Origin of the sequence: Geothrix terrae, from assembly GCF_022808775.1 — a bacterium.
Lineage (GTDB): Bacteria > Acidobacteriota > Holophagae > Holophagales > Holophagaceae > Geothrix > Geothrix terrae.
Genome location: NZ_JAKZLA010000001.1, coordinates 329,675 through 352,848, shown reverse-complemented (window position 1 = coordinate 352,848; position 23,174 = coordinate 329,675). Strand labels below are relative to the sequence as shown.

The window sequence follows — 23,174 nt, the reverse complement described above, 5'->3', positions numbered from 1 at the left end:
CTTGAAATCAAGCTGGGGTCCAGAAATGGAATCGGGCTGCACCATACTCGCGCGTTTCGGCCAGAGCCCAGCCGTCCTGTAATTCCAGCCGGATGCCCCGGTCCGTCTCGAACACGAGGACCCCCCCCTCCGCCATCCACGGCCTCAACCGGGCGGCCATCCGCCCCCAGAGGGCCTCAGCCTGGTCGTAGGGAGGGTCCAGGAACACCACCGCCTGGTCGCGGAAGGCATCCCCGGGCAGTCGACGGAAATCCGCACGCATCGTCCTGATCCCCGTCGCGTTGGCGTTCCTGAGCAGGCAGGACCACCCGGGCTCGGCAGCCTCCACGCAGGTAACCGGCCCGTACCCCCGGGAATGCGCCTCGAGCCCCACCGCGCCCGTTCCGGCGCACAGGTCGAGGAAAGGGCCCGAAGGCCATCGCTGGAGGATGGAGAAAAGCGCCTCGCGGGCCCGGTCGGAGGTCGGCCTGACCCGGAGATCGCCGGCCGGGGGGGCCATCAGGCGGCGCCCCTTCAGGCTCCCGGCGATGATCCGCATGGCGCCGGAATCTCAGTAGGCCCAGCGCAGGAGCGTGGAGCCCCACGTGAAGCCCGCGCCGAAGGCGGACAGCACCACCAGATCGCCCTTGGCCATGCGCTTCGCCTCCACGGCCTGGTGGAGGGCGGTGGGGATGGTTGCCGTGGTGGTGTTGGCGTAGCGGTCGATGTTCACCATCATGCGGGAAGGATCGAGCTCCAGCCGCTTGGCGGCGGCATCCATGATGCGGATGTTGGCCTGGTGGGGCACGAACAGCTTCAAGTCGCTGCCGCGGAAGCCGTTGCGATCCAGGAGCAGCTTGCTGTTGTCGGCCATCTCGCGCACGGCGTTCTTGAACACCTCGCTGCCGGCCTGGTGGATGTAGTGCTCCTTGGCCGCCACGGTCTCGGCGGTGGCGGGCTTCAACGAACCGCCCGCGGGCATGAACAGGAAGCAACCGCCGGAACCGTCGACCTTGTGCTCGAAGTCGAGGATGCCGAGGCCATCCTCCACCCGTTCCACGATCACGGCGCCGGCACCATCCCCGAACAGCACGGCGGTGGCGCGGTCCTCCTTGTTGATGATAGTGGACATGATGTCCACGCCCACCACGGCGACCCGGCGCACGCCGCCGGCGGCCACCAGGCTGGAAGCCGTGGTCAGGGCATAGAGGAAGCCCGAGCAGGCGGCATTCAAGTCGAATCCGAAGGCGTTGGTGGCGCCCACCATGTCCTGGATGCGGCAGGCCGTGGCCGGGAACAGGGTGTCGGGGGTCACGGTGGTGACCAGGATCAGGTCCAGTTCCGAAGCCTTGATGCCACGGTTGTCCAGGGCCATCTGGAGGGCCGGGGCGCCCAGCTGGGAGGCGCCGGTGCCGGGCTCGACCCAGCGGCGCTCGCGGATGCCGGTGCGGGTGCGGATCCACTCGTCGTTGGTCTCCATGATCTTGGAGAGATCGTCATTGGTGACCACGTTGGGGGGAAAACATTGCCCAGTTGCGGTGATTCCGACGGGGGCGACAAGTCGACGGTTCAAGGGGGCCTCCGGGCACGAAACCCCCATCATCGCATGGACGGTCCGGGCAGTCAGCGGACCTTGCGGAGGCGGTGCAGGAGCGCCAGAAGCCGATCGGGATCCAGCACCGGCAGGTCCTGATTCTCCAGCCGGCACAGCCCCGCCAGGATGGGCCTCCAGGCATCCTCGGCCGGGGGATCGTTCAAGCCTCCCTCCGGGGTCTCCACCGTTCCGGCCAGCCCTTCCAGGGGCAGGCCCAGCCGGGGCCGGAGGACCGCCAGCACCGCGGGGGGTGCCGCGTGGCCCGAATCTCCCCCGACCACGCCCCAATCCAACACTGGAAGGAATTCCCCGTGATGAAGCACCACGCCCTGGATGCCTGGCGGACCGCTGGGAATGGGCGTCACCGGGACGCCCGGAACCACCTCCCGGAGTTCTGACACGGGCAACAGGAACGCCCGTCCAGCGGCTTTGGCGTGGAGGAGGATGCGTGACTCAGACATCGGCGACCCGCTTCATGAGGGAATCCATGGCCAGGCCCATGACCGCCTCCGGATCCAGCACCCAGAGGACACCGTCCTCCTGGAGGCTGCCACCCATGATGCCCGGGGCGTGGGCCAGCTCGGGCAAGCTCCGGAGCAGCAGCTCGACACGGCCCGCGACCTCGTCCACCCCCAAGGCGAGGTCCAGCCCCGCCTCGGCGGCAGCGCCCTGCTGGCGGAGCACCACGAAGAACTGCTGGCCCCCGGCCGGCTCGGGCAATCCCAGGCAGGCCTGGAGCGATTCCATGGGGAGGTCCCGGCCCAGGACCTCGATGCGCCCGCCCCCGTGAAGGGGAGCGAGGCTCGACTGGACCCGGAGCACATGGTTCAGCGGCACCCCGAAGGTCTGCTGGCCGCAGCGGACCTTCAGACAGGCGATCACGGCCCTGGAGAGGGGCAGGCTCAGCCGGACCAGGCTGCCCCGGCGGGGTTCGCTGGAGATCTGGATGTCGCCGCCCATCCCCTCCACCTCGGCCCGCACCACGTCCATGCCCACGCCCCGGCCGGAAATCTGCGAGGCCCGCTCCTTGGTGGAGAAGCCTGGTTCCAGGGCCAGCCGATGGAGGTCTTCAGCGGAGTGGACCTGACCCTCCTTGAGCAGCCCCATGGCGATGCCGCGCGCCTCGATGCGGGCCAGGTCGAAGCCGCGCCCGTCGTCCCGGAGGTCGAAGCGGAGGTTCCGGCCCCGCTGGGAGGCCGAGATCTTCAGGGACCCGGTTTCCGCTTTGCCCTGGGCCGCGCGCTCCTCGGGGCTTTCGAGCCCGTGGTCGAGGGCGTTCCTCACAAGGTGGAGGAACGGCTCCGTGAGCCGCCCGAGCAGGCTGCGTTCGAGCTCCAGGTCCCCGCCCTGGAAGGAGAGCCGGACCGGCTTTCCCATGTCCCGGCTGAGGGCCCTCACCATGGGCTCGATCCTCTGGAACAGGCTCTCGACCTTCACCATGCGCATCTGCAGGAGGGCCTTCTGGACCTCCAGCAGCCCGGCCTCGATCTCCCCCATCATGGCCATGGGCCTGGCGAGGCTGGGATCGTGGATCCCCCGGAGGGCCAGGCTCGCAGAGTCCCGCACCTGCGCGACGGTCATGAGCCTGGCCTCCAGGGCATCCACCCGCTGGGCCGGCAACCTCAGAACCTCGACATCCTGGGGCAATGCCGCCGGGGAATCGGAAGCCGCCTGCGCCGGTCCCGGCGGCGGCGCGACCAGTGGGCCGGGATCCGCCTTCAAGCTGGCCGGTACCCGGTCCGGGTCGGCCAGTGCCATGACTTCCAGATTCTCCTCCGGAAGGACACCCAGGCCCTCGGTCTCCAGAGCCGGCGTGGCCACCAGCAGGAGGAAAAACAGGCCGTCGCGATCGTCGTGCATCTCGAGCGGCAGCGTGGAGATCAGCTCGCCCTGGGCGCCCGCCGCCTCGCTGATGCTCCTGAGGCGGTCATCGAAGGTCGCCAGATCCAGCCGCACGCTGACACCTTGGATGGGGATGCCCGCCAGGAGCACCGCGGTCACCCGCGTCCGCTCGTACTCCGACAGCGCCTTCAGGAGGTCCGGCGGGAGGTCCAGGAGCCCGGTGAGGTCCAGGACCGCGCCTTCGGATGGCCTGGCCAGCGCCTCCAGCTCACCGAGCTGGCGCCGGATGGCGTGCAGGTAGTCCTCCGGCTCCGGGCGCCCCCGCCGAAGTTCGGTCAATCCGGACTCCAGGGCCTGGATGCCGGCTTCGAGCGTTTCGATCAGCGAATCCGTGGACCTGAGCCGCCCCTGGCGCATCAGGTCGAAGATGTCCTCCATGCGGTGGGCGGCCTGGCTGAACCGTGGGAAGCCGAGCATCCCCGCCATGCCCTTCAGCGTATGGGTCGTGCGGAACAGGGCGTTCACGGAGGCTTGCACCACGTGCGGCGGCTGGGGCGATTTCAGCGTCGCCAGCCTCTGCCGGGCCTGCACGAACAGGTCCTCGCATTCAGCCCAGACATCGTCAAAGGAGGGATCCATGGAACTCCCGATGAGGTGGCATCGGCAGGAGCCTCCGGAGACTGGAATCCGGGGGCTGTCTTACACTGCTCCCATGCGCACCCTCGCCGTCCTCCCTTCCCGCTTCCAGGCCTCCCGCTTCCCGGGCAAGCCCCTGGCCCTCATCGCCGGGAAGCCCATGATCCAGTGGGTCTTCGAGGCGGCCCGGCGGGCCCAGGGCGTGGACCGGGTGGTGGTGGCCACGGACGATGGCCGCATCGCCGATACCGTGAAGGGCTTCGGCGGCGAAGCCGTGATGACGGACCCCGCCCTGCCCTCCGGCACCGACCGCACGGCGGCCGCCCTGGAGGCCCTGGGCGAATCCTTCGACTGCGTGCTCAACATCCAGGGGGATGAGCCCGCCATGCACCCCGACACCGTGGCCGCCGTGGTGGCCCTCATGCGCGACCAGCCGGACCTGCCCATGGGCACGGCCGCCTGCCCCTTCGCGCACGCCGACGAGCTGTTCAACCCCAACGCCGTGAAGGTGGTGGTGGACGACCACCGGCGGGCCCTCTACTTCAGCCGCAGCCCCATCCCCTACCTGCGCAACAGCGCCATCTTCGAGCCGGACTTCCGGCCCTGGATGAAGCCGGAGCAGCTGGCCCACTTCAAGCGCCACCTGGGGCTCTACGCCTACCGGCCGGACACACTCAAAGCCTTCACCCGGCTGGCGCCCCACCCGCTGGAGCTGCTGGAGATGCTGGAGCAGCTCCGGGCCCTGGCGGCGGGCATCCCCATCGGCGTGGCGGACACGCCCTTCCTGAGCCTGGGTGTGGACGTCCCCGCGGACGTGCCCGCCGCGGAGGCCCTGCTGCGGGAGCGGGGCCTGGCGCAGTAGGCGCCAGCCGGTCCAGGCGCGCTAGACTCGAAGGACGGCCGAGGCCTGTTCCTTGCCAGGAGAATCTTGTGAGCCACCACAAAGTCGTCGTCATTGGCACCGGCCCCGCGGGCTACACCGCGGCCCTGTACGCCTCCCGGGCCAACCTGGCGCCCCTCGTGTTCGAAGGCGCCCAGCCCGGCGGCCAGCTCACCATCACCACGGAAGTGGAGAACTTCCCTGGCTTCCGCCAGGGCATCGCCGGTCCCGCTCTCATGGACGAGATGCGCGAGCAGGTGCTCCGCTTCGGCACCACCATCAAGTCCGAGACCGTCCTCAAGGCCGACTTCCAGTCCCGGCCCTTCAAGCTCAGCACCGACAAGGGCGAGTACACCACGGACGCGGTGATCATCGCCACGGGCGCCTCGGCCAAGTGGCTGGGCATCAGCAAGGATGAGCAGCTCTCCCGCACGGGTGGCGGCGTGAGCGCCTGCGCCACCTGCGACGGCTTCTTCTTCCGCGGCAAGGAGATCGCCGTGGTCGGCGGGGGCGACACCGCCATCGAGGAGGCCACCTTCCTCACGAAGTTCGCCACCAAGGTCCACCTCATCCACCGCCGGGACAAGCTCCGCGCCTCCAAGGCCATGCAGGATCGGGCCCTCAAGAACGAGAAGATCCAGCCCGTGTGGAACAAGGTCGTGCTCGACGTGCTGACCGCCACCCACGAGACGCCCATGGGCGAGAAGGTGGAGAAGATCCGCGCCCTCAAGCTCAAGGACACCGTGGACGGTTCCGAGTCCGAGCTGCCTGTCGAGGGCCTCTTCGTGGCCATCGGCCACCAGCCCAATACGGGCCTGTTCAAGGGCCAGCTGCCCATGGACGAGACCGGCTACCTCCAGGTGGAGAAGGGCTCCACGCGCACGGCCATTCCCGGCGTCTTCGCCTGCGGCGACGTGCAGGACCACGTGTACCGGCAGGCCATCACCGCCGCTGGCAGCGGCTGCATGGCCGCCATCGATGCCGAACGCTGGCTGGTGGACCAGGGCCTGGCGGAATGAGGGCCCCCGGGCGTGAATGAGCAGCATCTCGAACCCCTGAAGCCGCATCCTGAGGGCCGGGCCCTCCGGGCGGAAGTGGACTTGGGCCGCATCGCGCGCAACCTCGACCGCGTCCGCACCCTCGTGGGCGGGCGGCAGATCTGGGGTGTGGTAAAGGCCAACGCCTACGGGCATGGGGCCGTGCCCGTGGGCCGGGCCCTGGAGTCCGCCGGGGCCTACGGACTTGCCGTCTCCAGCCTCGAGGAAGGCCTCGAACTGCGCCGGGGAAGCATCAGGTGCCCGATCCTCGTCCTGGGAGGCCTCCGCCCCGAGGCCCTGCCGGCCGCCAGCGCGGAGAACCTGACCATCGCGGTGGTGGGGCCGGAGCATCTGGAGGACTACGCCCGCCTGCTGCCCCAGCACCCCGTGCGGCTCCACCTGAAGCTGGACACAGGCATGGGGCGCTTCGGCCTCCTGCCCTCGGAGCTGGGGGACTGCCTCCCGGCCCTGCGCCGCCTCTCTCCGTGGATCGAGGGCGCCATGGGCCACTTCGCCACGGCGGACGATCCGGATCCTGGTTTCGCCCAGCGCCAGCGGCGGGTCTTCGACGCCTGCCTGTCGCAACTGGCGGACGGAGGCGTCCATCCGGTCCAGCGCCACCACGGGAACAGCGACGCCTGCCTCCGGGGCCTGCTGGACCAGGACACCCATGTGCGCCCTGGTCTGGCCTTGTACGGCCTGGCCATGGTCGCCGAGGGCCGCGCGCTCGGTCTCGAGCCAGCCCTGGAGCTGGTGGCCGAAGTGGCCCGGGTGAAGGCCATGCCCGCGGGCACGACGGTGGGCTATGGCCGCACCTTCGTCGCGCCCCATCCCCTCCAGATCGCCACCCTGGCCTGCGGCTATGCGGACGGCTACCGCCGCGACCTGGGGAACCGGGCCGTCGTGGGCTTCCGCGGCCGGACCTTCCCCGTGGTGGGCCGGATCTCCATGGACTACCTCACGGTGGCCCTGCCCTTGGACGTGCCCGTGGCGCCAGGGGAGCCCATGACCCTGTACAGCGGGGACCCCGCGGCGGCGCACAGCCTCGAACGCCTGGCCCAGCTCCTCGGCACCATCCCCTACGAACTGAGCTGCGCGCTCCACCGCAGGATCACCCGCCGTTTCCTGCCGTAGAAGACGTCGCTCAACGCCGGAAGCTGAAGAGGTCCCCCAGCCCGCGGAGGGTGAGCGTCAGGTCGATGCGATCCTCCCGTCCACCGGACACGAGGTTGGTGTTCAGGGCCACGTGGGTGTACTTCAGCACGTAGGCCACGCAGGGCTCCACGTAGGCCAGGGCCACCTGGCTGGAGGCGAAGGCGCTCATGTGGAAGTCGTAGTTGGCGCTGAATTCCAGGCGGAGGCGGTCGTCCCAGAAGCGCTGGACGCCTCCCGCCTGCAGACCCTTCTGGCGCACCAGGAAGCGGTTGATGCCCGTGGAGAAGTAGGCCAGGTTGAACCGGCTGCCGTCCTTGACCTTGAAGTCCATGCTCAGGGCATTATCCGAGCCGCCGGCGCCCAGGTCCGAGGAACGGCGGAGGCTGATCCGCAACCGCTCGTCGGGTTCCACGTCCAGGTCCGTGTCCACGCTGGACCAGCCCTTCTTGTAGCGGCCGTCGCTGAGGATGATGGGGGACGCATGGTAGCGGGTGGCGATGCGGAGGCGCGCCAGATCCGCGAACCCGGTGCCAGGCCCGGAGCGGCCGAAGATGTGCTGCTTGAGCCCCACTTCGAAGCTCCGCTCGCCCGAGGCGCTTTCGTTGACCCCCGGGAAGGCGTCCACCGAATCGAACCGCGGCAGCCTGCCCGCCTCGCCGTACAGGCTCGTCTGCGTCCAGCCGAAGTAGGGCTCGGCGACATGCTTGAGCTCGCCCTTGTAGCCGAGGAAGGAGACATCCTTGAAGGTCCGCCCCACTTGGGGACCCGACAGCCGCAGATGTCCCGAGCCCAGGAACCGCGTCGCCGCCGCCCCATCCACCTGGAAGGGGCTGGTGGCGGGATTCACCACCGTGTCGGTGGCCCCACCCTCCGGATCAAACACGGAAGAGCCCAGGCTCGCGCTGTAGTGGGTCGCGCGCCCCATGGCTTCGAAGTCCGCGCGGAAGGGTCCCCACTGCCCCAGGCGGCCGTGGATGCGGGCGTTCGCGTCCTGGCGGTCCCAGGCATAGGTATCCGCGGAGGCCGTGGTGCTGCCTTCGATGCGATAGGCGAAACGGCCCACCCGCACGCCGCCATCGAGGTACAGGGGGCCGACCAGGGAGACGGGGAAGAAGCGGAATTCCGCCTGGGGCAGCGTCTGCCGCCGGAGGGAAGCCGGAAAATCCGGGCTGTAGAAGGGATCCCCCTGGTCCTTGGTGTAGAAGAAGCTGCGCTGTTCGGCGGCCGAGAGGTTGAGGTTCCCGAAGGTGTAGGTGCGCCCCAGATAGATCGCCGAGTCGAAGCTGGTGGCGCCCAGATAGCCGAGACCCTTCCCGAAATCCGCATCGACGAGGTTGTCCGAGGCCTGGTTCACGTCCGCCGTGAGCTGCCAGCCGTCCTCACGCTGCCACACCTCCTTCAGCGAGTAGCGGTAGCGCCGCTCGTCGAGGCTCTTCTGGTGGATGGTCTGGCCGGAGAAGCTGCCCTGGTGGGTCAGGTCCGGCCGCCAGCGGGCTTCTCCGCCCCAGAGGACGCCCTCCTTGGTGAAGTACTCCGGTGACAGGGTGGCGTCCACCGAGTCGCCCATGACCTGGTAGTAGGAAAGTCCCAGGGTGGTGCCGAAGGCGCTGGACATCCCGATCTTCGGGGGGAGCAGGCCCGAGGTCCGCTCCGCCTGCGCCGGATACAGGGCGTAGGGCACGTAGTAGATCGGGACGGCCCCCAGGAGCACCCGGGCGTTCCACATGCTGGCGAAGCCATCCAGGTCGACCTTCAGGGAGGAGAGACGGGCCTTCCAGCCGGGCTTCTCCTCCGGGCAGGGACTCAATTCCACGGCATCGAAGACCCAGGTGCGCAAGGTCGTGAAGGCCACGTGGCTGGAGCGCAGGGTCCAGCTGGGAGGCAGGTCCATCTGCAGTGCCCAGGCCTGGCCTGATCGCCGCTCCCAGTCCATCTCCAGCCGCTCGCCCCGAAGCCGCAGGCCCGGGCCCTCCAGGCGGATGTGCCCCTCCGCCACCAGGCGGCCGTCCGGGATGTGGTACCGGATGCGGTCCGCCAGCAGCAGCAGTCCCTCGGACTGGATGGCGCCCTGCTCCAGCGTCCAGACCTCGCCCTCCTCGAAGACCCCTTCACCGCGGTAATCGAAGGGCACCCTGGCCAGGCCTGGCCCCCGATCCACGCGGAAGGGGCGGAGGGGCAGCAGCTCCGCGGGTGTGGGCGCATCCAGCGGAAGGGGCCGCGGAAGGTCGGGCAGGCCCTGGGCCGCCAGCAGGGCCGGCACGGCACCCAGCATCAGGCCTCGGGTCCTCCCGGGGATGGCCATGGGCGATCAGTGATGGTGCGGCAGCAGCCGCGCGCTGACGAGGAAGATGCCCACCCCGGCCAGGAGCGCCACCGTGCTGCGGAGGCCGGAGACCTTCTGCACCTCCGGCAGGAGGTCGGAGCTGGACACGTAGAGCGCCAGCCCCGCCGTGAGCCCCAGCACCGGCCCCGTGGGCAGGCCCAGCATAGACTGTCCCGCCGCGCCCACCAGGGCCGCCAAGGCCAGAGTCCCCGCCGCCAGGATGGCGCCCCGGTTCCCGAAACCCCGCACCAGGAAGATCGACGCGATGGTGCCGCCCTCGGGGATGCGGTGGAAGAGGATGCCCAGCACCACCAGGGGGCCCAGGTTGCTGTGGGTGGCCAGGGCCGCGGCGATGGCCACGCCGTCCATGAGGCTGTGCAGGGAGAGCCCCACCAGGGCGAGGACGCCGCTCAGGGGTGTCCCGTCCTTGTGGGTCTCCTCGCCATAGTGGAAGTGGAGCGTGATGCCATGCTCCATGATGTGGACCAGCAGGTAGCCGGCCAGGACCCAGAAGGCATTGCCCTCCCCGCCCTTGGCCTCCATGCATTCCGGAATGATGCGGACCACGGTGACGGACAGCAGGTAACCCGCCGCCACCCCGGAGAGCAGGCGCATGAACTGCGCCCGTCCCTGGAGGAACCGCACCACGCCCCAGCCGCCCAGAAGGGTGGCCAGGGACGCGAGAGGGGCCAGCCAGTAGATCGACATGGGCGGCTACTCTGCCTTGGGCTTCTTGGCGCGCGTGACCTTGGGCTTGGCGGCGGCGGGGGCTTCCTCGGCCTTGGCGGCGGCTTTGGGGGCGATCTTGGCGACCGCCTTGGCCTTCGGCGCGGCTTTCTTTTTGGCCGGAGCTTCCGCCGCAGGTTCGGCGGCCTGGACCGGCTCGGGCGCCGGCGCCACGGCCGACGCGGGTTCCGGCACGGCGGCCACCTTCGCCCGGGGTGTGCGCTTGGGCTTGGTCGGGACCGCCTCGGGCTCGTGGGCCGCGGGCGCGGCGCCGCCGATCTTCGGCCGCGGGCTGGGGGTCAGGAGGCTGGCCACGAGGTCCGCCGTGGCTTTCGGCGGCTCGGGCTGGGCCTCATACGAAGGCTCCGGGCGGGAGGCCGGCTCAGTGGAATCGGCGGTCGGCATCACCGTTGCCTCGCCATTCCGCTCGGCACCGCCCTTCCGGCGACGGCGGCGGCGCTTGCGCTTGGCGCCTTCGCCCTTGGATTCTCCTCCTTCGGCGTCGGTCCCTTCCTCGTCTTCTTCATCCTCGGGCTTGGCGCTCTCGAAGAGGGCGCGCAGCCGCTCACGCTCATCCAGGGCGGCCCGCTGGAGGTCGCGGCGGTCGTACTTGAAGGCTTCCTTCTTGGGTTCCTTGGCGGGTTCACCCGGGGTGCCCAGGGCCTTCTCGAAGGAGATGGGGCTGTCGCCGCCCAGGACCACGGTCTCGTCCTCCGGGGCGCCCTTTTCACGGGGCGGCTTGGACGCGGCCTTCTCGACCGGAACTTCCTCGGCCCGCTCGATCTCGGCGGCCATCTCGCCGTAGGACATGGACCAATCGGCCTGGATGAGGATCCTGGCGTCGCTCTGCTCCTCCAGCTGGGCCAGGTCCCGGCGCTTCTGGTTCTGTACCGCCGCGGCGATGGCCGGGGCCAGCTTCACGCGGATCTCGCCGATGCCGCCCTTGGCCAGGATACCCTGCAGGCGGCGCACCACGGACAGCACCAGGGCCTCCAGGGTCTTCACCTTCCCGGTGCCCGCGCAGGTGGGGCAGGGTTCGTGGTTCACGTGCTGCAGGCTGGGGCGGATGCGCTGGCGGGTCATGACGAGCACGCCGAAGCGGTTGATCTTCCCCACCTCCATGCGGGCCTTGTCGGCCTTGAGGCACTCCACCAGGCGGTCCTGCACGGCGCGGATGTGGGACTCGCGCTTCATGTCGATGAAGTCGATGGCCACGAGGCCCGCCAGGTCGCGCAGGCGGAGCTGCCGGGCCACCTCTTCGGCGGCCTCCATGTTCGTCTTGAACGCCATGTCCTCCACGCCGTCGCCGGAGGTCTTGCCGCTGTTCACGTCGATGGCCACCAGGGCTTCGGTCTGATCCAGAGCCAGGGCGCCGCCGCTGGGCAGGGGCACCTTGCGGCCGTAGATGCGGTCGATCTGCTCTTCCAGCTGGAAGCGGGAGAAGAGGGGCTTCTTGCCGGTGTAGTGCTTCAGCACGTCCAAGTGCTGGGGCATGGTGCGCTTGAAGAAGGACTGGGCCGCATGGAACGTGTCCAGGTCGTCGATCTGGACTTCCTCCACGTCGGCGCTGAAGGTGTCGCGCAGGGTGCGGGTGACGACGTCGTCCTCCTGCCAGACCAGGCCGGGGCCGTGGCGGTGCTTGTAGCGGTTCAGGACTTCCTTGTAGGTGTCCAGCAGGTACTCCAGATCGCGCTGGAAGTCCTCCTTCGTGACGCCCAAGCTGGCGGTACGGACGATCACGCCGATGTCCTCGGGGATCTCCAGGGTGTCAACCAACTGCTTGAAGTGGCGCCGTTCCTCGGTGCCCTCGATCTTGCGGCTGATGCCGTTGACGGGGTTTCCCGGCGTGATCACCAGGTACCGGCCCGCGAGGCTGATCTGGCCGGTCATCATGGCGCCCTTCGTGCCCAGCTCCTCGCGGACGGCCTGGACGAGGATTTCCTGGTCCCGCTGGAGGATCTCCTGGATCCGGCCCCGGCGGCCTTCGCTCATGTCCCGGGGCAGCTCCCCGAGGGGCAGGAAGCCGTTCTTCTGGCCGCCGAAGTGCACGAAGGCGGCCTGGAGGCTGGTGTCCACCCGGACGACCTTGGCCTTGTAGAGGTTGCCTTTGATCTTCTCGTTGTGGAGGAACTCGACGTCGTAGTCGAACAGCACACCGTCGATCAGGCTGGCCACCCGGATCTCTTCCGGATCGGTGGCATTGATCATCATGATTTTCTTGGGGTTCAAGGATTCTCCTGTGGGTTCCCAGGCTACGGCTGGCGCATGGCAAGCGCGGCGGCCTTCCTTGGGGCTGGATATTCGGGATGGGAGGTCGGGAAACCGAAGGGGGCCCTGCCCTGGCTTCGGCCACCCGGAATGAAAAAAAGGGATGGTCGCGATCCCCGGGGGCAAAGGGCGTGGCCTCGATCTGCCCGCTGGATCTTCAATCATTAAATCCACTTATTCCTGCGGGGGCAAGCCTAGACCCCCCGGGAAGGCCCAGAGCGGCCCGGCGGAAGTTACAGGGATGTCACACCCATGGCCACAGGCCTTCACCCATGCCCCTCAGAGTCGAGGTCATCGAAGGAGGCATCAATGAAGATCCGATTCATGGCCCAGGTCATCCTGGCTGGCCTGCTCGTGGCCGGGGCCGCCCAGGCCCAGACCGTCACCGTCATGGGCTCCACCGCCCTGGGTCCGATCGTCAAGAAGGCGGCCGAGGATTACATGAAGGCCCATCCCGGCGTCCAGATCGCCGTCAGCGGCGGCGGCTCCATGACCGGCCTGAACCAGGTGACCAGCGGCGGCTGCCACATCGGCATCTCCGACGTGTTCGCCACCCCCGACCAGGACAAGGCTGGCGTGAAGAACCACAACATCGTGGTCCAGCCCTTCACACTCATCGCCCATCCGGGCGTCGGCGTGAAGAGTCTCTCCGCCCAGCAGGCCGAGCAGATCTTCACCGGCAAGATCGGCAACTGGCAGGAAGTCGGCGGACAGAACCGGAAGATCGTCCGCGTGATCCGCCCCGAGTCCTCCGGCACCCGCGCCGTCCAGAAGAAGACCATCCTGCACGACCAGGAGTTCGCCAAGGACGTGCTGATCCAGGACTCGACCGGCGCCGTGGTCACGGCCGTGGCCACCACGCCCGGGGCCGTCTCCTTCGTGGAGCTGGAGCACCTCGAGAAGAACAAGAACCGGATCGCCGGCATCGCCTACAACGGCGTGACCTGCTCCAACGAGACCGTGAAGTCCGGCAAGTACCCCGTCTTCTCCTTCGGCCACGCCTACACCAACCCCGCCAAGCTGGGCGATCCCAAGGTGAAGCAGGCCGTGGAGGATTTCCTGGCCTACATCCTTAGCCCGGCGTTCCAGCAGAACGTGATCAAGGCCGGCTACCTGCCGGTGGATTACGTGAAGTCGCTCAAGACCAAGCTTTGAGATCCATCGGAACCACCCTTGCCCACCCGGCGGCCCTGCCGCCGGGTGGTTTGCGGAAAGCCGAGCCCATGCCTGAGGCACCTGAAGTCTCCATCGCGGCCGCCTCCGAAGGCGGCTATCCCGTGCTCAAGGAGGACCTCAGCCCCGCTGGCGCCGGCGTGCCCACCTTCAAGCACAGCCGGCTCCAGAGGCTGGCGGACCGCTGGGCCCACCTCGGCTTCCTGATCTGCAGCCTCCTGGTGGTGGGCCTCATCGGAGGCATCCTCTACTTCCTGGCCACCCGCGGGCTGGCCGCCTTCCTGCCCCTGGCCGGCAACACCGGAAGAGCCCTGAGCTTCTCCGAAGTATTCCTGTCCGCGGACTGGGCCCCCTCCTCGGATCGCTTCGGCATCCTGCCCTTCATCGCCGGCTCCCTGGGCGTCACGGGGCTGGCCCTCCTCATCGCCGCTCCCGCCGGCATCCTCACGGGCGTGTTCATCGCCAAGATGGCCCCGGCGTGGATGCGCAACCTGATGCGCCAGGTCATGGATCTGCTTGTGGGCATCCCGTCGGTGGTCTACGGCATCTTCGGCCTCACCGTGGTGCTGCCCCTGGTGAGCCGGACCTGGCTCGCGGACGCCCCGGCCTCGGGCTTCGCCGTGTCCGCCCTGATCCTGGCGGTCATGATCGTGCCCACCATCGTCAGCCTGTCCACGGACGCCTTCGAATCCCTGCCCGCCGCCCTGGACGAGGGCGCCCAGGCCCTGGGCTCCAGCCGCTGGCAGGCCATCTGGCGCGTCCTCATCCCCGCGGCCCGCCCCCGCTTGCTCACCGCGACGGTGCTGGGCCTGGGCCGGGCCATCGGCGAGGCCATGGCCGTGCAGATGGTCATCGGCAACAACCCCCAGTGGATGGCCCTCATGCGGGAATCCACGGATCGGGCCCCGTTCCTCCGTGCCCTCTTCACTCCGGCGGCGACCCTCACCACCGAGCTGGTCCAGGAGCTCCCCAACACGGCCGCCGGCTCCACCTGGAACAACGTCCTCTTCGCCATGGGCCTGCTGCTCTACCTGCTGACCATGGTCCTGATCCTGGCCACCCGGCGGCTGGGCCGCGGGAAGGAGGCCTGATGAACGCCGCCGTCCCCGTCTTCCGCCGCTCCCGGACCTCCAAGGTCGTGGACCGCCTCATGCGCGGCGTCCTCTGGGCCATCGCACTGGCGTTCGTGGCCGTGCTGATCCTCTTCGTGGGGGCCATCCTCAAGCAGGGTTGGCCTGTCCTGAACCTGGGCTTCCTCACCAAGATGTCCGAGACCCTGGACGCGGGCGGAGGCATCAAGCCGCAAATCTTCAACTCGATCTACCTGGTGGTCCTCTCCCTGGGCATCTCCCTGCCCGTGGGCCTGGGCGCAGGCATCTACATGGCGGCCTATGCGGGCCAGGGCCGGGCCCTGCGCTTCCTCCGGCTCTGCATCGAGACCCTCGCCGCCACACCCTCCATCGTGCTGGCCCTCTTCGGCATGATCGTCTTCGTTCAGGCCATGGGCTGGAGCTTCTCCATCCGCTCCGGCGCCCTCACGCTGGCCCTGCTGAACATCCCCGTGATCACCCGCGTCACCGAGGTGAGCCTGCTGGCCGTCCCCCGGGAGCTGAAAGAAGCCAGCTACGGCTTGGGCGCCACCAAGCTCCAGACCATCCTCAAGGTGGCCCTGCCCTACGCCGCCACGGGCATCCTCACGGGCCTGGTGCTCACGGCGGGCCGGGCCTTCGGCGAGAGCGCCATCCTGGTCTTCACCGCAGGCACCAACGCCAGCGCCCAGTTCCCGGACTTCCGCCTCACGGTGCCCGGTGAGACCCTCTCCGTGCACCTCTGGTACGTCACTTCGGACGGCACCCTGCCCGACGCCCGGGAAATCGCGGCGGGCACCGCGGCCGTGATGATCCTGGTCCTCCTCACCCTGAACCTGCTGGTCCGCCTCGTGGACCGCGCCATCCGTCGACGGACCCGTTGATGCTCATTCCCACCATTCCAGAAACCAAGCCCATCAAGCTGTCCGTCCGCGACATGGCCTTCAGCTACGGCCAGAAGAAGATCCTGGACGGCCTCTCCATGGACATCCATGCCGAGCGAGTGACCGCCATCATCGGCCCCAGCGGGTGCGGCAAGAGCACCTTCCTCAAGTGCTTCAACCGCATCCATGAGGTCGCCGCGGACGTCGACGTCAGCGGCGACATCCAGATCGACGGGGTGGACATCTACCGCGGCGGCATCGACGTGGTGGACCTCCGGCGCCGCGTGGGCATGGTCTTCCAGAAGCCGAATCCCTTCCCCAAATCCATCTACGAGAACGTCGCCTTCGGGCCGCGTCTCTTCGGGGTCCAGGATCGCGCGACCCTGGACGGCATCGTGGAGGACGCGCTGCGCAAGGCCGCCCTCTGGGATGAAGTGAAGGACCGGCTCAAGGAGAGCGCCAGCGGCATGAGCGGCGGCCAGCAGCAGCGGCTCTGCATCGCCCGGGCCCTGGCGGTGAATCCTGAAGTGCTCCTGATGGACGAGCCCTGCTCGGCCCTGGACCCCATCGCCACGTCAAAGATCGAGGACCTCATCACCGAGCTGAAGGAGAGCCTCACCATCGTCATCGTCACCCACAACATGCAGCAGGCGGCCCGGGTCAGCGACTACACGGCCTTCTTCTGGCTGGGCAGGCTGGTGGAGATGGACCTGACAGAACGCATCTTCACCACGCCGAAGGTGCAAATGACGGAAGACTACATCACGGGGAGGTTCGGCTGATGCGGCAGTTCGATACGGAGCTGAAGGAGCTGCGGGATGGCATCATGGCCATGGCCGGGGTGGCGGAGGAGATGCTCGAGCTCACCATCCAGGCCCTGGCGGAGCCATCCCAGGCCAAGGCCGACCAGGTGAACCACCTCGACCGCCGCATGGACGAATGGGAACTGAGGCTCGATCAGCAGTGCATCGACCTCCTGGCCCTCCGGAACCCCGCAGCTTCGGACCTGCGCCGCATCGCTTCGAGCCTGAAGATCATCCCCGAGCTGGAGCGCATCGGCGATCACTGCTGCAATATCGCCCGCCGCGTGGGCATGGTCCATCCGCCCATCCTGGCCGGGAACGACCTGGAGCGCCTGGGCACGGAGACCCGGAGCATGGTCCGCCGCGCCGTGGACGCCTTCGTGGGCAACGACGCGGCCCTGGCCCACGCCGTGATCCTGAGCGACGACAGCGTGGACGCCCTCTACGGGAAGATCTACCGGGACCTGCTGCGCATCATGCTGGCGGATCCCCTCTGCATCGAACGGGCCAGCCACCTCATCCTCGTCATCAAGAACTGGGAGCGCATCGCGGACGAGGCCACCAACATCGCGGAGGAGGTCCTCTTCATCCTCGAGGGCCACAGCGCCAAGCACCCCTACCTCCACGGCGATTCCGTAGAATAGGGGGGAAGGTTCCCATGCCCCACATCCTCCTCCTGGAAGACGACGCCGAGATCCGTCTCGGCCTGGAACAGCATCTGCGCCGCGAGGGCTTCAGCCTGACCAGCGTGGGCACCGGCCGAGAGGCCCTCCAGGCGCTCGGCGCCTCGGGATCCCGTCTGGACGCGGCCCTCCTCGACCTGAGCCTGCCCGACATGGACGGGCTCGATGTGCTCCGGGCCATCCGGGCCCACAGCGCGCATCGGAGCCTTCCCGTCCTCCTCGTGACGGCGCGGAGCGAGGAGATCGACCGCGTCCTCGGCCTGGAACTGGGCGCTGACGACTACATCTCGAAGCCCTTCTCCACCCGGGAACTGGCGGCCCGGCTCCGGGCCATCCTCCGCAGATCCACGCCAGCGGAGCCCTCTGAACGCCCCCGCCAGCTCGCCTTCGGCCCCATCACGGTGGATCTGGACATGCACACCGCCCGGGTGGATGGCCAGCTTGTGGACCTCACGCGCCGGGAATTCGAGCTCCTGGTGTACTTCCTCGCCAACCCCCGCCGGGTCCTCACCCGCGAGAAGATCCTGCAGCAGGTCTGGGGGCTGGAATACCTCGGCGAGAGCCGCACCATCGACGCCCACGTCCGCCGGGTCCGGGCCAAGATCGGCCCTGTGGCGGCGGAGCAGATCGAAACGGTGGTGGGGGTCGGCTACCGCCTGGGCGGGCCCAGCGAAGCCTGAGGAGGCCCGGCAGGACATGGCGACGGCGAACCCGGGATTCGACCTGGTCCGCTAGACCTGGTCAGGTTCTCCGGGCTGTGGCGGCAGGATCACCCGGAAGGTGGCCCCTTCTCCCGGTCGGCTCTCGAGGGCGACCTCGCCCCCCATCAGGCGGCAGAGGTGCTTCACGATGGCCAGCCCCAGGCCCGTGCCGGGCTTGGCCTTCGCGGCCTGGGCCCGGTAGAACCGCTCGAAGATGCGCCCCTGCTCCGCCTCCGGAACGCCCGGCCCCTCGTCGCTCACCTCCCAGACCTGCCCTTGGGCCGAGAGACGGACGCCGAGCCGCACGCGACCTCCGGGCGGGCTGAACTTGATGGCGTTCGATAGGAGGTTCTCCAGCACCTGGCTCAGGCGGAGGGGGTCCGCCAGGAGGGTGGCTCCGTCCGGGGCTTCGACGTCCACGTCCAACTGGACGGAAGCTTCCGCCAGCCGGGCCTGCTGATCCTTCACCACCGTGGCGATGAAGGCGGCGAGGTCGAGCCGGACCGGCTCCAGATGCATGGCCCCGCTTTCGATGCGGCTCAGTTCCGACAGATCCCCCAGCAGCATGGCCAGCCGGTCCACGGACCGGAGGATGGAACGCGTCCCACCCAGGGCCGCCTCCGGCAGCTCCTCCTCCTGCAGGTTCTCCGCCGCGATCCGGATGGCCGTCACCGGTGTCTTCAGCTCGTGGCTCACGTTGGAGATGAACTTCTGACGGGTCGTCTCCAGGGCCTCCTGGCTCGTCACATCGTCGACGGTCAGCAGCACGCCGGAGATGCTGCCCACCGGCGCGAAGGGGATGGCCCGCACCCGGAGCGTGCGGCCCGCCCGCGCCAGCCGCCATTCGGAAGGGATCCCCTGGTAGGCCCGCTGCACCGCTGGAGGGCTGTCGGGATCCCGGAACACCTCGGCCACGGCCATCCCCTTGTCCAGGGGCGCCCCCAGTCCCAGGTGCCGCTGGGCCGCCGGGTTGAACTGCTCCAGGCCGCCCGCGGGCCCGAACAGCAGCACCCCCTCCTCGAGCCGGGCCATGATGCCGGGGAGCAGGCGATCTTCGCGGGCCGCGCGCTCCCGGAGGTCCAGGTTCTCCTGCTCCAGAGCCGACCAGGCCTGGGGAAGATCCGCGATGGCGCTGGGCCGTGACCCGCCCAGGAGGCGCCCCAGGGGTTCCGCCACCAGGCGCACCTGCCAGCGGGCCATGAGGATGACCACCATGGCCACCGTGGCCACGAGCCCCAGGACCCAGGGCGCGGAGACCCCCTTCTGGACCGTCATGCCCAGCCCCAGACCCAGGAACAGCACGGCCCCCAGGCAGACGAGGGCGCGCTCGAGGAAGGCCTTCACGCCGGGCCCCGCCTCGCGATGTGAGCTGCGTTCCACCATGCCTTCTGACCATACACCGTCTACGGGGTCACAACCCACCGGCCAGCGGCCAATTTACGCTCCGTTTACACTCCCGGAACCGGTACAGTGGTGGACGGATCTGTGGGAGTGGTCATGTCCTTGAATGCCGTGATGCGCTGGCTCAAGCCCCGGGAGATGGTTTTCTTCGATCTCCTGGAATCCGCTTCGGGCAATGTCTACCAAGCGGCGCAGCTATTCGATCGTGAGATCCGCAGCGGCGATCCGGACCGGTTCGCGGAGCTGCGCCGGCAGATGAAGGACCTGGAACACGCCGGCGACGACATCACCCACGAGATCATCGACCGCCTGAACCACACCTTCGTCACGCCCATCGACCGGGAGGACATCCTGGCCCTGGCGCATTCCATCGACGACGTGATCGACCGCATCCATTCGGTCTGCGAGCGCCTGATCCTCTACCGCATCAGCCATGTGATGCCCGCCGTCACGGAGATCAGCTCCATCATCGTGGAAGGCGCCGGTGAGATCCTCCACCTCACCCGGTCCCTGCGCAACATGTCCAACCAGAAGGAGATCGGGGACCGCATCCGCCGGGTCCACGCCCTGGAGAACAAGGCCGACTCCATCTATCACGCGGGCCTGGCCCAGATCTTCCAGGATCCCAAGGATCCCATCGAGCTCGTGAAGTGGAAGGAAATGCTCGAAAAGATCGAGGACGCCACCGACAAGATCGAGCTGGTGGCCAAGGTCATCGGCTCCACCGTCATGAAGAACGCGTAGGCCGGAGCCACCATGCTCGAAGGCATCATCCCGGCCCTGGTGCTGATCGTCGGCCTCGCGCTCGTATTTGATTACATCAACGGGTTCCATGACACCGCGAACGCCATCGCGACGGTCGTCTCCACCGGCGTGCTCAGTGCCCGGAACGCCATCCTCATGGCGGGCATCCTGAACTTCGGCGGCGCCCTTCTGGGCACCCAGGTGGCCACCACCATCGCCAAGGGCATCGCGGACAGCCAGTTTGTGGTGCCCGCTGTCATCGTGGCGGCCCTGCTGTCCGCCATCGTCTGGAACCTCATCACCTGGTATTTCGGCATCCCTTCCAGTTCCAGCCATGCGCTCGTCGGTGGTCTTGCCGGCGCCGTGGTCGCCCAGGCGGGGCGCGGCGCCCTCCACACCGCCAAGCTCGAAGAAGTCGGAACCTTCCTCATCGTGAGCCCCGTGGTCGGCTTCTTCATCGCCATGCTCCTCATCATCGTCATCCTGTGGATCGTGCGTCATACGGCCGGACACCGCGTCAACCTGGCGTTCCGGAAGCTCCAGCTGGTCTCCGCCGGCGCCATGGCCTTCACCCACGGCACCAACGACGCGCAGAAGGCCATGGGCATCATCGCCCTGGCCCTCATCACTTACGGGAAACTCCACACCCATGGCGTAAAGGTCGACGTCCCCATCTGGGTCAAGCTCGCCTGCGCCACGGCCATGGGCCTCGGCACCATGTCCGGCGGGTGGAAGATCATCCGCACCATGGGCGCCAAGATCGTCAAGCTGAGGCCCATCCATGGGTTCGCCGCGGAGACGGCCTCGGCCATCGTCCTCTTCGCCACCGCCCACATGGGCATTCCGGTCAGCACCACCCACGTGATCAGCGGCGCCATCATGGGCGTGGGCGCCAGCATGAACGTCTCCGCCGTGCGTTGGGGCGTGGCTGGAAATATCGTCGTGGCCTGGGTGCTCACCATCCCCATCAGCGCCCTGCTCGCCGCGGGTTTCCTCAAGTTGCTGGCGCCGTTCTTCTGATCCGCAGGAATGTCGCGGCAAAATCGCCGCGCCTTCGCAGGCCCGTCATGACCGCCTCCGATCCTGGTTCCGACACCAGGGAGGCCCGCCATGACCATCGCGACCCTCAGCCCTCATCCCGAAGGCGCCCGCTACACCGTCCGGCCGCTCGGCAGCGCCGACTTCGCCCACCTCCAGCGCCTCGAGTCCGAGATCTGGTCCGGGGACGGGGCTGGCCAGCTGTGCCCCCACTACCTGCGCCTCTGCACCGAGCTCTACGGCGACTGGTGTTTCCTGGCCATGGACGGCGACCGGCCCGTGGGCTACGTCCTCAACTTCGTGAAGGGGACCACGGTCTACTGCGCCACGCTGGCCGTGCATCCCGACTTCCAGAAGGGCCGGGTGAACTATCTGCTCATCCGCGCCATGGTGGCCAAGCTGCTCCAGGAGAACGTGGAGGAGTGCCGCTTCCTCGTGGAACCCGGCAACGACGATGCCCGCAGCGTGCACCACGCCCTGGGCGCCCGGGTGGTGGCCGAGGTGCATGACTACTACGCCCCCGGCGACACCCGGCTCTGGTCCGCCATCACCCGCGAGGACCTGGAGCGCGTCCGAGCCCGCTACACCCGCCTGAAGCTGGTGAGCTAGTGAGCTGGGCCGGCGTCCTCTGGCCGACATTCGCCCTGCTGCCCCGGCTGGCGGCCGGGTCGGAGCCGCAGCCCGGCATGCACCGCTGGGCGCGCAGGCTCCTTCCAGCCCTGGGCGTAGACCTCGAGGTGGCGGGATATCCCAGGAGAGACATCCCCCTCTGGGTGGCCAACCATCTCAGTTGGGTGGATCCCGTGGCCCTCATGAGCCTCCGCCCCATGGGCACCATCGCCAAGGGCGAGGTCGCCGGCTACCCACTCATCGGCCGCTGGGCGCGAAAATCCGGCATCCACTTCGTAGATCGGGACGACGCCGCCAGCCGGGCGGCGGCCCTGGCCTGCTTCGCCGCCTCGCTGCGGGAAGGCCGGGACATGCTGCTCTTCCCGGAGGGCACCACGACCCGGGGCGAGCGCCTGGCACCGTTCTACGAAGGGGGCCTGCGCGCCGCCTACGACCTGGGTCTGCCCGCCCAGCCCTTCCGCCTCAGCAGCCCGGCTCCCCACTACCCGTGGACTGGCGACGAGACCCTGCTGCCACACCTCCGCACCCTCTTTACCACGCGCACGCCCCTCACCGTGGTGGCTGAGCCGCCTCTGCATCCGGCCGGGTTCAAGGATCCGAACCAGTGGATCGCCGCCTTCCGCACGACCCTCGAACCCCGGAGCGGCCATGTCCACTGACGTCCTCATGCAGGGCCTCCGCACGGGGCTCACGCCCTTCCTGGGCCTGCCCCTCGTCCTTGACCCGCAGCCAGCCACGGGCGTGGTGCTGGGGGTTCCCTGCGACGCCGGCGTGATCAACCGCCCGGGCGCCCGCCTGGGCCCCTGGGCCATGCGGGCGGCCTCCATGGGCCTCGGGACCCACCCCATGCCCGACCATCTCCGCGAGGGACGGCCCCTTCTGGGCCCCGGCGCCGCCCACGGATGGCTGGATGGAGGCAACATCCCCACCCTGCCCTTCTCCCTGGCCGAGGCCATCGAGACCGTCCAGGCCACCGTGGGCGCCTGGGCCATGACCGGCTGCCGCACGTTGATGCTGGGCGGCGACCACAGCCTCACGCTCGGGGCCCTCCGGGCCCTGGCGCTCCAGCACGGTCCCCTGGGCCTCCTGCACCTGGATGCCCACCCGGACGCCGCGGATGGCGCCGCCTGGGGCACGGATCTCCATCACGGCACCTGGGTCCGGCAAGCCCTCGAGGAAGGCCTGCTCGATCCGGGGCGGGTGGTGCAGGGAGGCCTGCGCGCGCCCCGGTTCGACGACGGTGAGCTGGCCTATCTCCAGGCCGCCGGGGTGCGGATGTGGACGCCTGCGGACCTGCGGGACCCGCGCCTGGCCTCGCGTCTGGCCGCCGATATCGCCGCCGTGGGCCGGGGTCCCGCCTACCTGAGCCTGGACCTGGACGCCCTCGATCCCGTACTCGTGCCCGCGGTGGCGGAGCCGGTCCCCGGCGGCCTCAGCTTCGAGGAGACCGTGCGCCTCATCCAGGCCAGCCGCCTGTGGAGCGAACCCTGGGTGGGCGCGGACCTCATGGAATTGGCTCCCATGCTGGACGGCGCGGAGGCCAGCGCCCGGATCGCCGCCCACCTCGCCCTCCACCTCCTCGCCTGAGG

At 68.8% G+C, this 23,174-nt stretch carries 22 protein-coding genes; 14 read left to right on the top strand and 8 right to left on the bottom strand.

Going from position 1 to position 23,174, the window contains the following annotated elements; translation table 11 throughout:
• Positions 1 to 7: 7 nt before the first annotated feature.
• From MLE42_RS01685 to MLE42_RS01670, 4 genes are read right to left on the bottom strand one after another with little or no spacing between them, the layout of a single operon-like run.
• On the bottom strand, positions 8 to 538 hold the full coding sequence (locus MLE42_RS01685) for an RsmD family RNA methyltransferase (RefSeq protein ID WP_243286142.1): 531 nt from the start codon (positions 536 to 538) through the stop codon (positions 8 to 10).
• 12 nt (positions 539 to 550) lie between these two features.
• Positions 551 to 1,552, bottom strand: coding sequence for a beta-ketoacyl-ACP synthase III (locus MLE42_RS01680; RefSeq protein ID WP_243286141.1), 1,002 nt, complete (start codon positions 1,550 to 1,552; stop codon positions 551 to 553).
• A gap of 50 nt (positions 1,553 to 1,602) precedes the next feature.
• Positions 1,603 to 2,034: a chemotaxis protein CheW gene (locus tag MLE42_RS01675; RefSeq protein ID WP_243286140.1), complete on the bottom strand. Its 432-nt coding sequence runs from the start codon at positions 2,032 to 2,034 to the stop codon at positions 1,603 to 1,605.
• Positions 2,027 to 4,054: a chemotaxis protein CheA gene (locus MLE42_RS01670; protein ID WP_243286139.1), complete on the bottom strand. Its 2,028-nt coding sequence runs from the start codon at positions 4,052 to 4,054 to the stop codon at positions 2,027 to 2,029. The genes MLE42_RS01675 and MLE42_RS01670 overlap by 8 nt, the downstream gene beginning before the upstream one ends.
• Between MLE42_RS01670 and kdsB the strand changes: the two genes are divergently transcribed.
• From kdsB to alr, 3 genes are all read left to right on the top strand, one after another.
• A complete protein-coding gene (gene kdsB / locus MLE42_RS01665) occupies positions 4,053 to 4,913 on the top strand; it encodes a 3-deoxy-manno-octulosonate cytidylyltransferase (protein WP_243286138.1) in 861 nt (286 codons plus the stop codon). The genes MLE42_RS01670 and kdsB overlap by 2 nt on opposite strands.
• 68 nt (positions 4,914 to 4,981) lie before the next feature.
• Entirely contained in the window at positions 4,982 to 5,950 is a 969-nt protein-coding gene (gene trxB, locus MLE42_RS01660; RefSeq protein ID WP_243286137.1) for a thioredoxin-disulfide reductase, read from the top strand.
• Between the two features lie 12 nt (positions 5,951 to 5,962).
• Positions 5,963 to 7,102 (top strand): alanine racemase, encoded by a 1,140-nt coding sequence (gene alr / locus MLE42_RS01655; RefSeq protein ID WP_243286136.1) that lies wholly within the window; start codon positions 5,963 to 5,965, stop codon positions 7,100 to 7,102.
• 10 nt (positions 7,103 to 7,112) lie between these two features.
• Here alr and MLE42_RS01650 read toward each other — a convergent pair whose 3' ends face one another.
• From MLE42_RS01650 to MLE42_RS01640, 3 genes are read right to left on the bottom strand one after another with little or no spacing between them, the layout of a single operon-like run.
• Positions 7,113 to 9,395, bottom strand: a complete 2,283-nt coding sequence (locus MLE42_RS01650; RefSeq protein ID WP_243286135.1) for an LPS-assembly protein LptD — start codon at positions 9,393 to 9,395, stop codon at positions 7,113 to 7,115.
• Positions 9,396 to 9,431: 36 nt separating this feature from the next.
• Positions 9,432 to 10,154, bottom strand: coding sequence for a ZIP family metal transporter (locus tag MLE42_RS01645; RefSeq protein ID WP_243286134.1), 723 nt, complete (start codon positions 10,152 to 10,154; stop codon positions 9,432 to 9,434).
• A gap of 6 nt (positions 10,155 to 10,160) precedes the next feature.
• The gene (locus tag MLE42_RS01640) at positions 10,161 to 12,401 is read right to left on the bottom strand and encodes an Rne/Rng family ribonuclease (RefSeq protein ID WP_243286133.1); all 2,241 of its coding nucleotides are present in this window, start codon (positions 12,399 to 12,401) and stop codon (positions 10,161 to 10,163) included.
• A gap of 348 nt (positions 12,402 to 12,749) precedes the next feature.
• Here MLE42_RS01640 and MLE42_RS01635 point away from each other — a divergent pair, with 348 nt between their 5' ends.
• The 6 genes from MLE42_RS01635 to MLE42_RS01610 all read left to right on the top strand — a co-directional run bounded on the left by MLE42_RS01635 (position 12,750) and on the right by MLE42_RS01610 (position 17,751).
• Complete coding sequence (locus MLE42_RS01635; RefSeq protein WP_243286132.1) at positions 12,750 to 13,595, top strand: phosphate ABC transporter substrate-binding protein; 846 nt, start codon at positions 12,750 to 12,752, stop codon at positions 13,593 to 13,595.
• Between the two features lie 68 nt (positions 13,596 to 13,663).
• Positions 13,664 to 14,704 (top strand): phosphate ABC transporter permease subunit PstC, encoded by a 1,041-nt coding sequence (gene pstC, locus MLE42_RS01630; RefSeq protein ID WP_243286131.1) that lies wholly within the window; start codon positions 13,664 to 13,666, stop codon positions 14,702 to 14,704.
• Complete coding sequence (gene pstA / locus MLE42_RS01625) at positions 14,704 to 15,585, top strand: phosphate ABC transporter permease PstA (RefSeq protein ID WP_243286130.1); 882 nt, start codon at positions 14,704 to 14,706, stop codon at positions 15,583 to 15,585. The genes pstC and pstA overlap by 1 nt, the downstream gene beginning before the upstream one ends.
• Positions 15,585 to 16,367, top strand: coding sequence for a phosphate ABC transporter ATP-binding protein PstB (gene pstB / locus MLE42_RS01620; protein WP_275975636.1), 783 nt, complete (start codon positions 15,585 to 15,587; stop codon positions 16,365 to 16,367). Before pstA ends, pstB begins: the two co-directional genes overlap by 1 nt.
• The gene (gene phoU, locus MLE42_RS01615) at positions 16,367 to 17,032 is read left to right on the top strand and encodes a phosphate signaling complex protein PhoU (protein WP_243286129.1); all 666 of its coding nucleotides are present in this window, start codon (positions 16,367 to 16,369) and stop codon (positions 17,030 to 17,032) included. The genes pstB and phoU overlap by 1 nt, the downstream gene beginning before the upstream one ends.
• A 14-nt stretch (positions 17,033 to 17,046) precedes the next feature.
• Positions 17,047 to 17,751, top strand: coding sequence for a response regulator transcription factor (locus tag MLE42_RS01610; protein WP_243286128.1), 705 nt, complete (start codon positions 17,047 to 17,049; stop codon positions 17,749 to 17,751).
• Between the two features lie 51 nt (positions 17,752 to 17,802).
• On the opposite strand, the gene MLE42_RS01605 is transcribed toward MLE42_RS01610, so the two are convergent.
• A complete protein-coding gene (locus MLE42_RS01605) occupies positions 17,803 to 19,152 on the bottom strand; it encodes a sensor histidine kinase (protein WP_243286127.1) in 1,350 nt (449 codons plus the stop codon).
• A 117-nt stretch (positions 19,153 to 19,269) separates the two neighbouring features.
• Between MLE42_RS01605 and MLE42_RS01600 the strand changes: the two genes are divergently transcribed.
• The 5 genes from MLE42_RS01600 (at position 19,270) to MLE42_RS01580 (ending at position 23,172) form a co-directional block, all read left to right on the top strand.
• Complete coding sequence (locus MLE42_RS01600; protein WP_243286126.1) at positions 19,270 to 19,917, top strand: DUF47 domain-containing protein; 648 nt, start codon at positions 19,270 to 19,272, stop codon at positions 19,915 to 19,917.
• A gap of 12 nt (positions 19,918 to 19,929) precedes the next feature.
• On the top strand, positions 19,930 to 20,937 hold the full coding sequence (locus MLE42_RS01595) for an inorganic phosphate transporter (protein ID WP_243286125.1): 1,008 nt from the start codon (positions 19,930 to 19,932) through the stop codon (positions 20,935 to 20,937).
• Between the two features lie 90 nt (positions 20,938 to 21,027).
• A complete protein-coding gene (locus MLE42_RS01590) occupies positions 21,028 to 21,564 on the top strand; it encodes a GNAT family N-acetyltransferase (RefSeq protein ID WP_243286124.1) in 537 nt (178 codons plus the stop codon).
• Positions 21,564 to 22,244 (top strand): lysophospholipid acyltransferase family protein, encoded by a 681-nt coding sequence (locus MLE42_RS01585; RefSeq protein ID WP_243286123.1) that lies wholly within the window; start codon positions 21,564 to 21,566, stop codon positions 22,242 to 22,244. Before MLE42_RS01590 ends, MLE42_RS01585 begins: the two co-directional genes overlap by 1 nt.
• Positions 22,234 to 23,172: an arginase family protein gene (locus MLE42_RS01580; protein ID WP_243286122.1), complete on the top strand. Its 939-nt coding sequence runs from the start codon at positions 22,234 to 22,236 to the stop codon at positions 23,170 to 23,172. Before MLE42_RS01585 ends, MLE42_RS01580 begins: the two co-directional genes overlap by 11 nt.
• Positions 23,173 to 23,174: the final 2 nt, after the last annotated feature.

Bases quoted from the DNA above. Each gene is read 5' to 3' on its own strand.
- MLE42_RS01685 (WP_243286142.1), bottom strand. From the start codon at position 538: ATGCGGATCATCGCCGGGAGCCTGAAGGGGCGCCGCCTGATGGCCCCC.
- MLE42_RS01675 (WP_243286140.1), bottom strand. From the start codon at position 2,034: ATGTCTGAGTCACGCATCCTCCTCCACGCCAAAGCCGCTGGACGGGCG.
- kdsB (WP_243286138.1), top strand. From the start codon at position 4,053: ATGGAACTCCCGATGAGGTGGCATCGGCAGGAGCCTCCGGAGACTGGA.
- MLE42_RS01670 (WP_243286139.1), bottom strand. From the start codon at position 4,054: ATGGATCCCTCCTTTGACGATGTCTGGGCTGAATGCGAGGACCTGTTC.
- MLE42_RS01650 (WP_243286135.1), bottom strand. From the start codon at position 9,395: ATGCTGGGTGCCGTGCCGGCCCTGCTGGCGGCCCAGGGCCTGCCCGAC.
- MLE42_RS01645 (WP_243286134.1), bottom strand. From the start codon at position 10,154: ATGTCGATCTACTGGCTGGCCCCTCTCGCGTCCCTGGCCACCCTTCTG.
- MLE42_RS01635 (WP_243286132.1), top strand. From the start codon at position 12,750: ATGAAGATCCGATTCATGGCCCAGGTCATCCTGGCTGGCCTGCTCGTG.
- pstC (WP_243286131.1), top strand. From the start codon at position 13,664: ATGCCTGAGGCACCTGAAGTCTCCATCGCGGCCGCCTCCGAAGGCGGC.
- pstA (WP_243286130.1), top strand. From the start codon at position 14,704: ATGAACGCCGCCGTCCCCGTCTTCCGCCGCTCCCGGACCTCCAAGGTC.
- pstB (WP_275975636.1), top strand. From the start codon at position 15,585: ATGCTCATTCCCACCATTCCAGAAACCAAGCCCATCAAGCTGTCCGTC.
- phoU (WP_243286129.1), top strand. From the start codon at position 16,367: ATGCGGCAGTTCGATACGGAGCTGAAGGAGCTGCGGGATGGCATCATG.
- MLE42_RS01610 (WP_243286128.1), top strand. From the start codon at position 17,047: ATGCCCCACATCCTCCTCCTGGAAGACGACGCCGAGATCCGTCTCGGC.
- MLE42_RS01600 (WP_243286126.1), top strand. From the start codon at position 19,270: ATGTCCTTGAATGCCGTGATGCGCTGGCTCAAGCCCCGGGAGATGGTT.
- MLE42_RS01595 (WP_243286125.1), top strand. From the start codon at position 19,930: ATGCTCGAAGGCATCATCCCGGCCCTGGTGCTGATCGTCGGCCTCGCG.
- MLE42_RS01590 (WP_243286124.1), top strand. From the start codon at position 21,028: ATGACCATCGCGACCCTCAGCCCTCATCCCGAAGGCGCCCGCTACACC.
- MLE42_RS01580 (WP_243286122.1), top strand. From the start codon at position 22,234: ATGTCCACTGACGTCCTCATGCAGGGCCTCCGCACGGGGCTCACGCCC.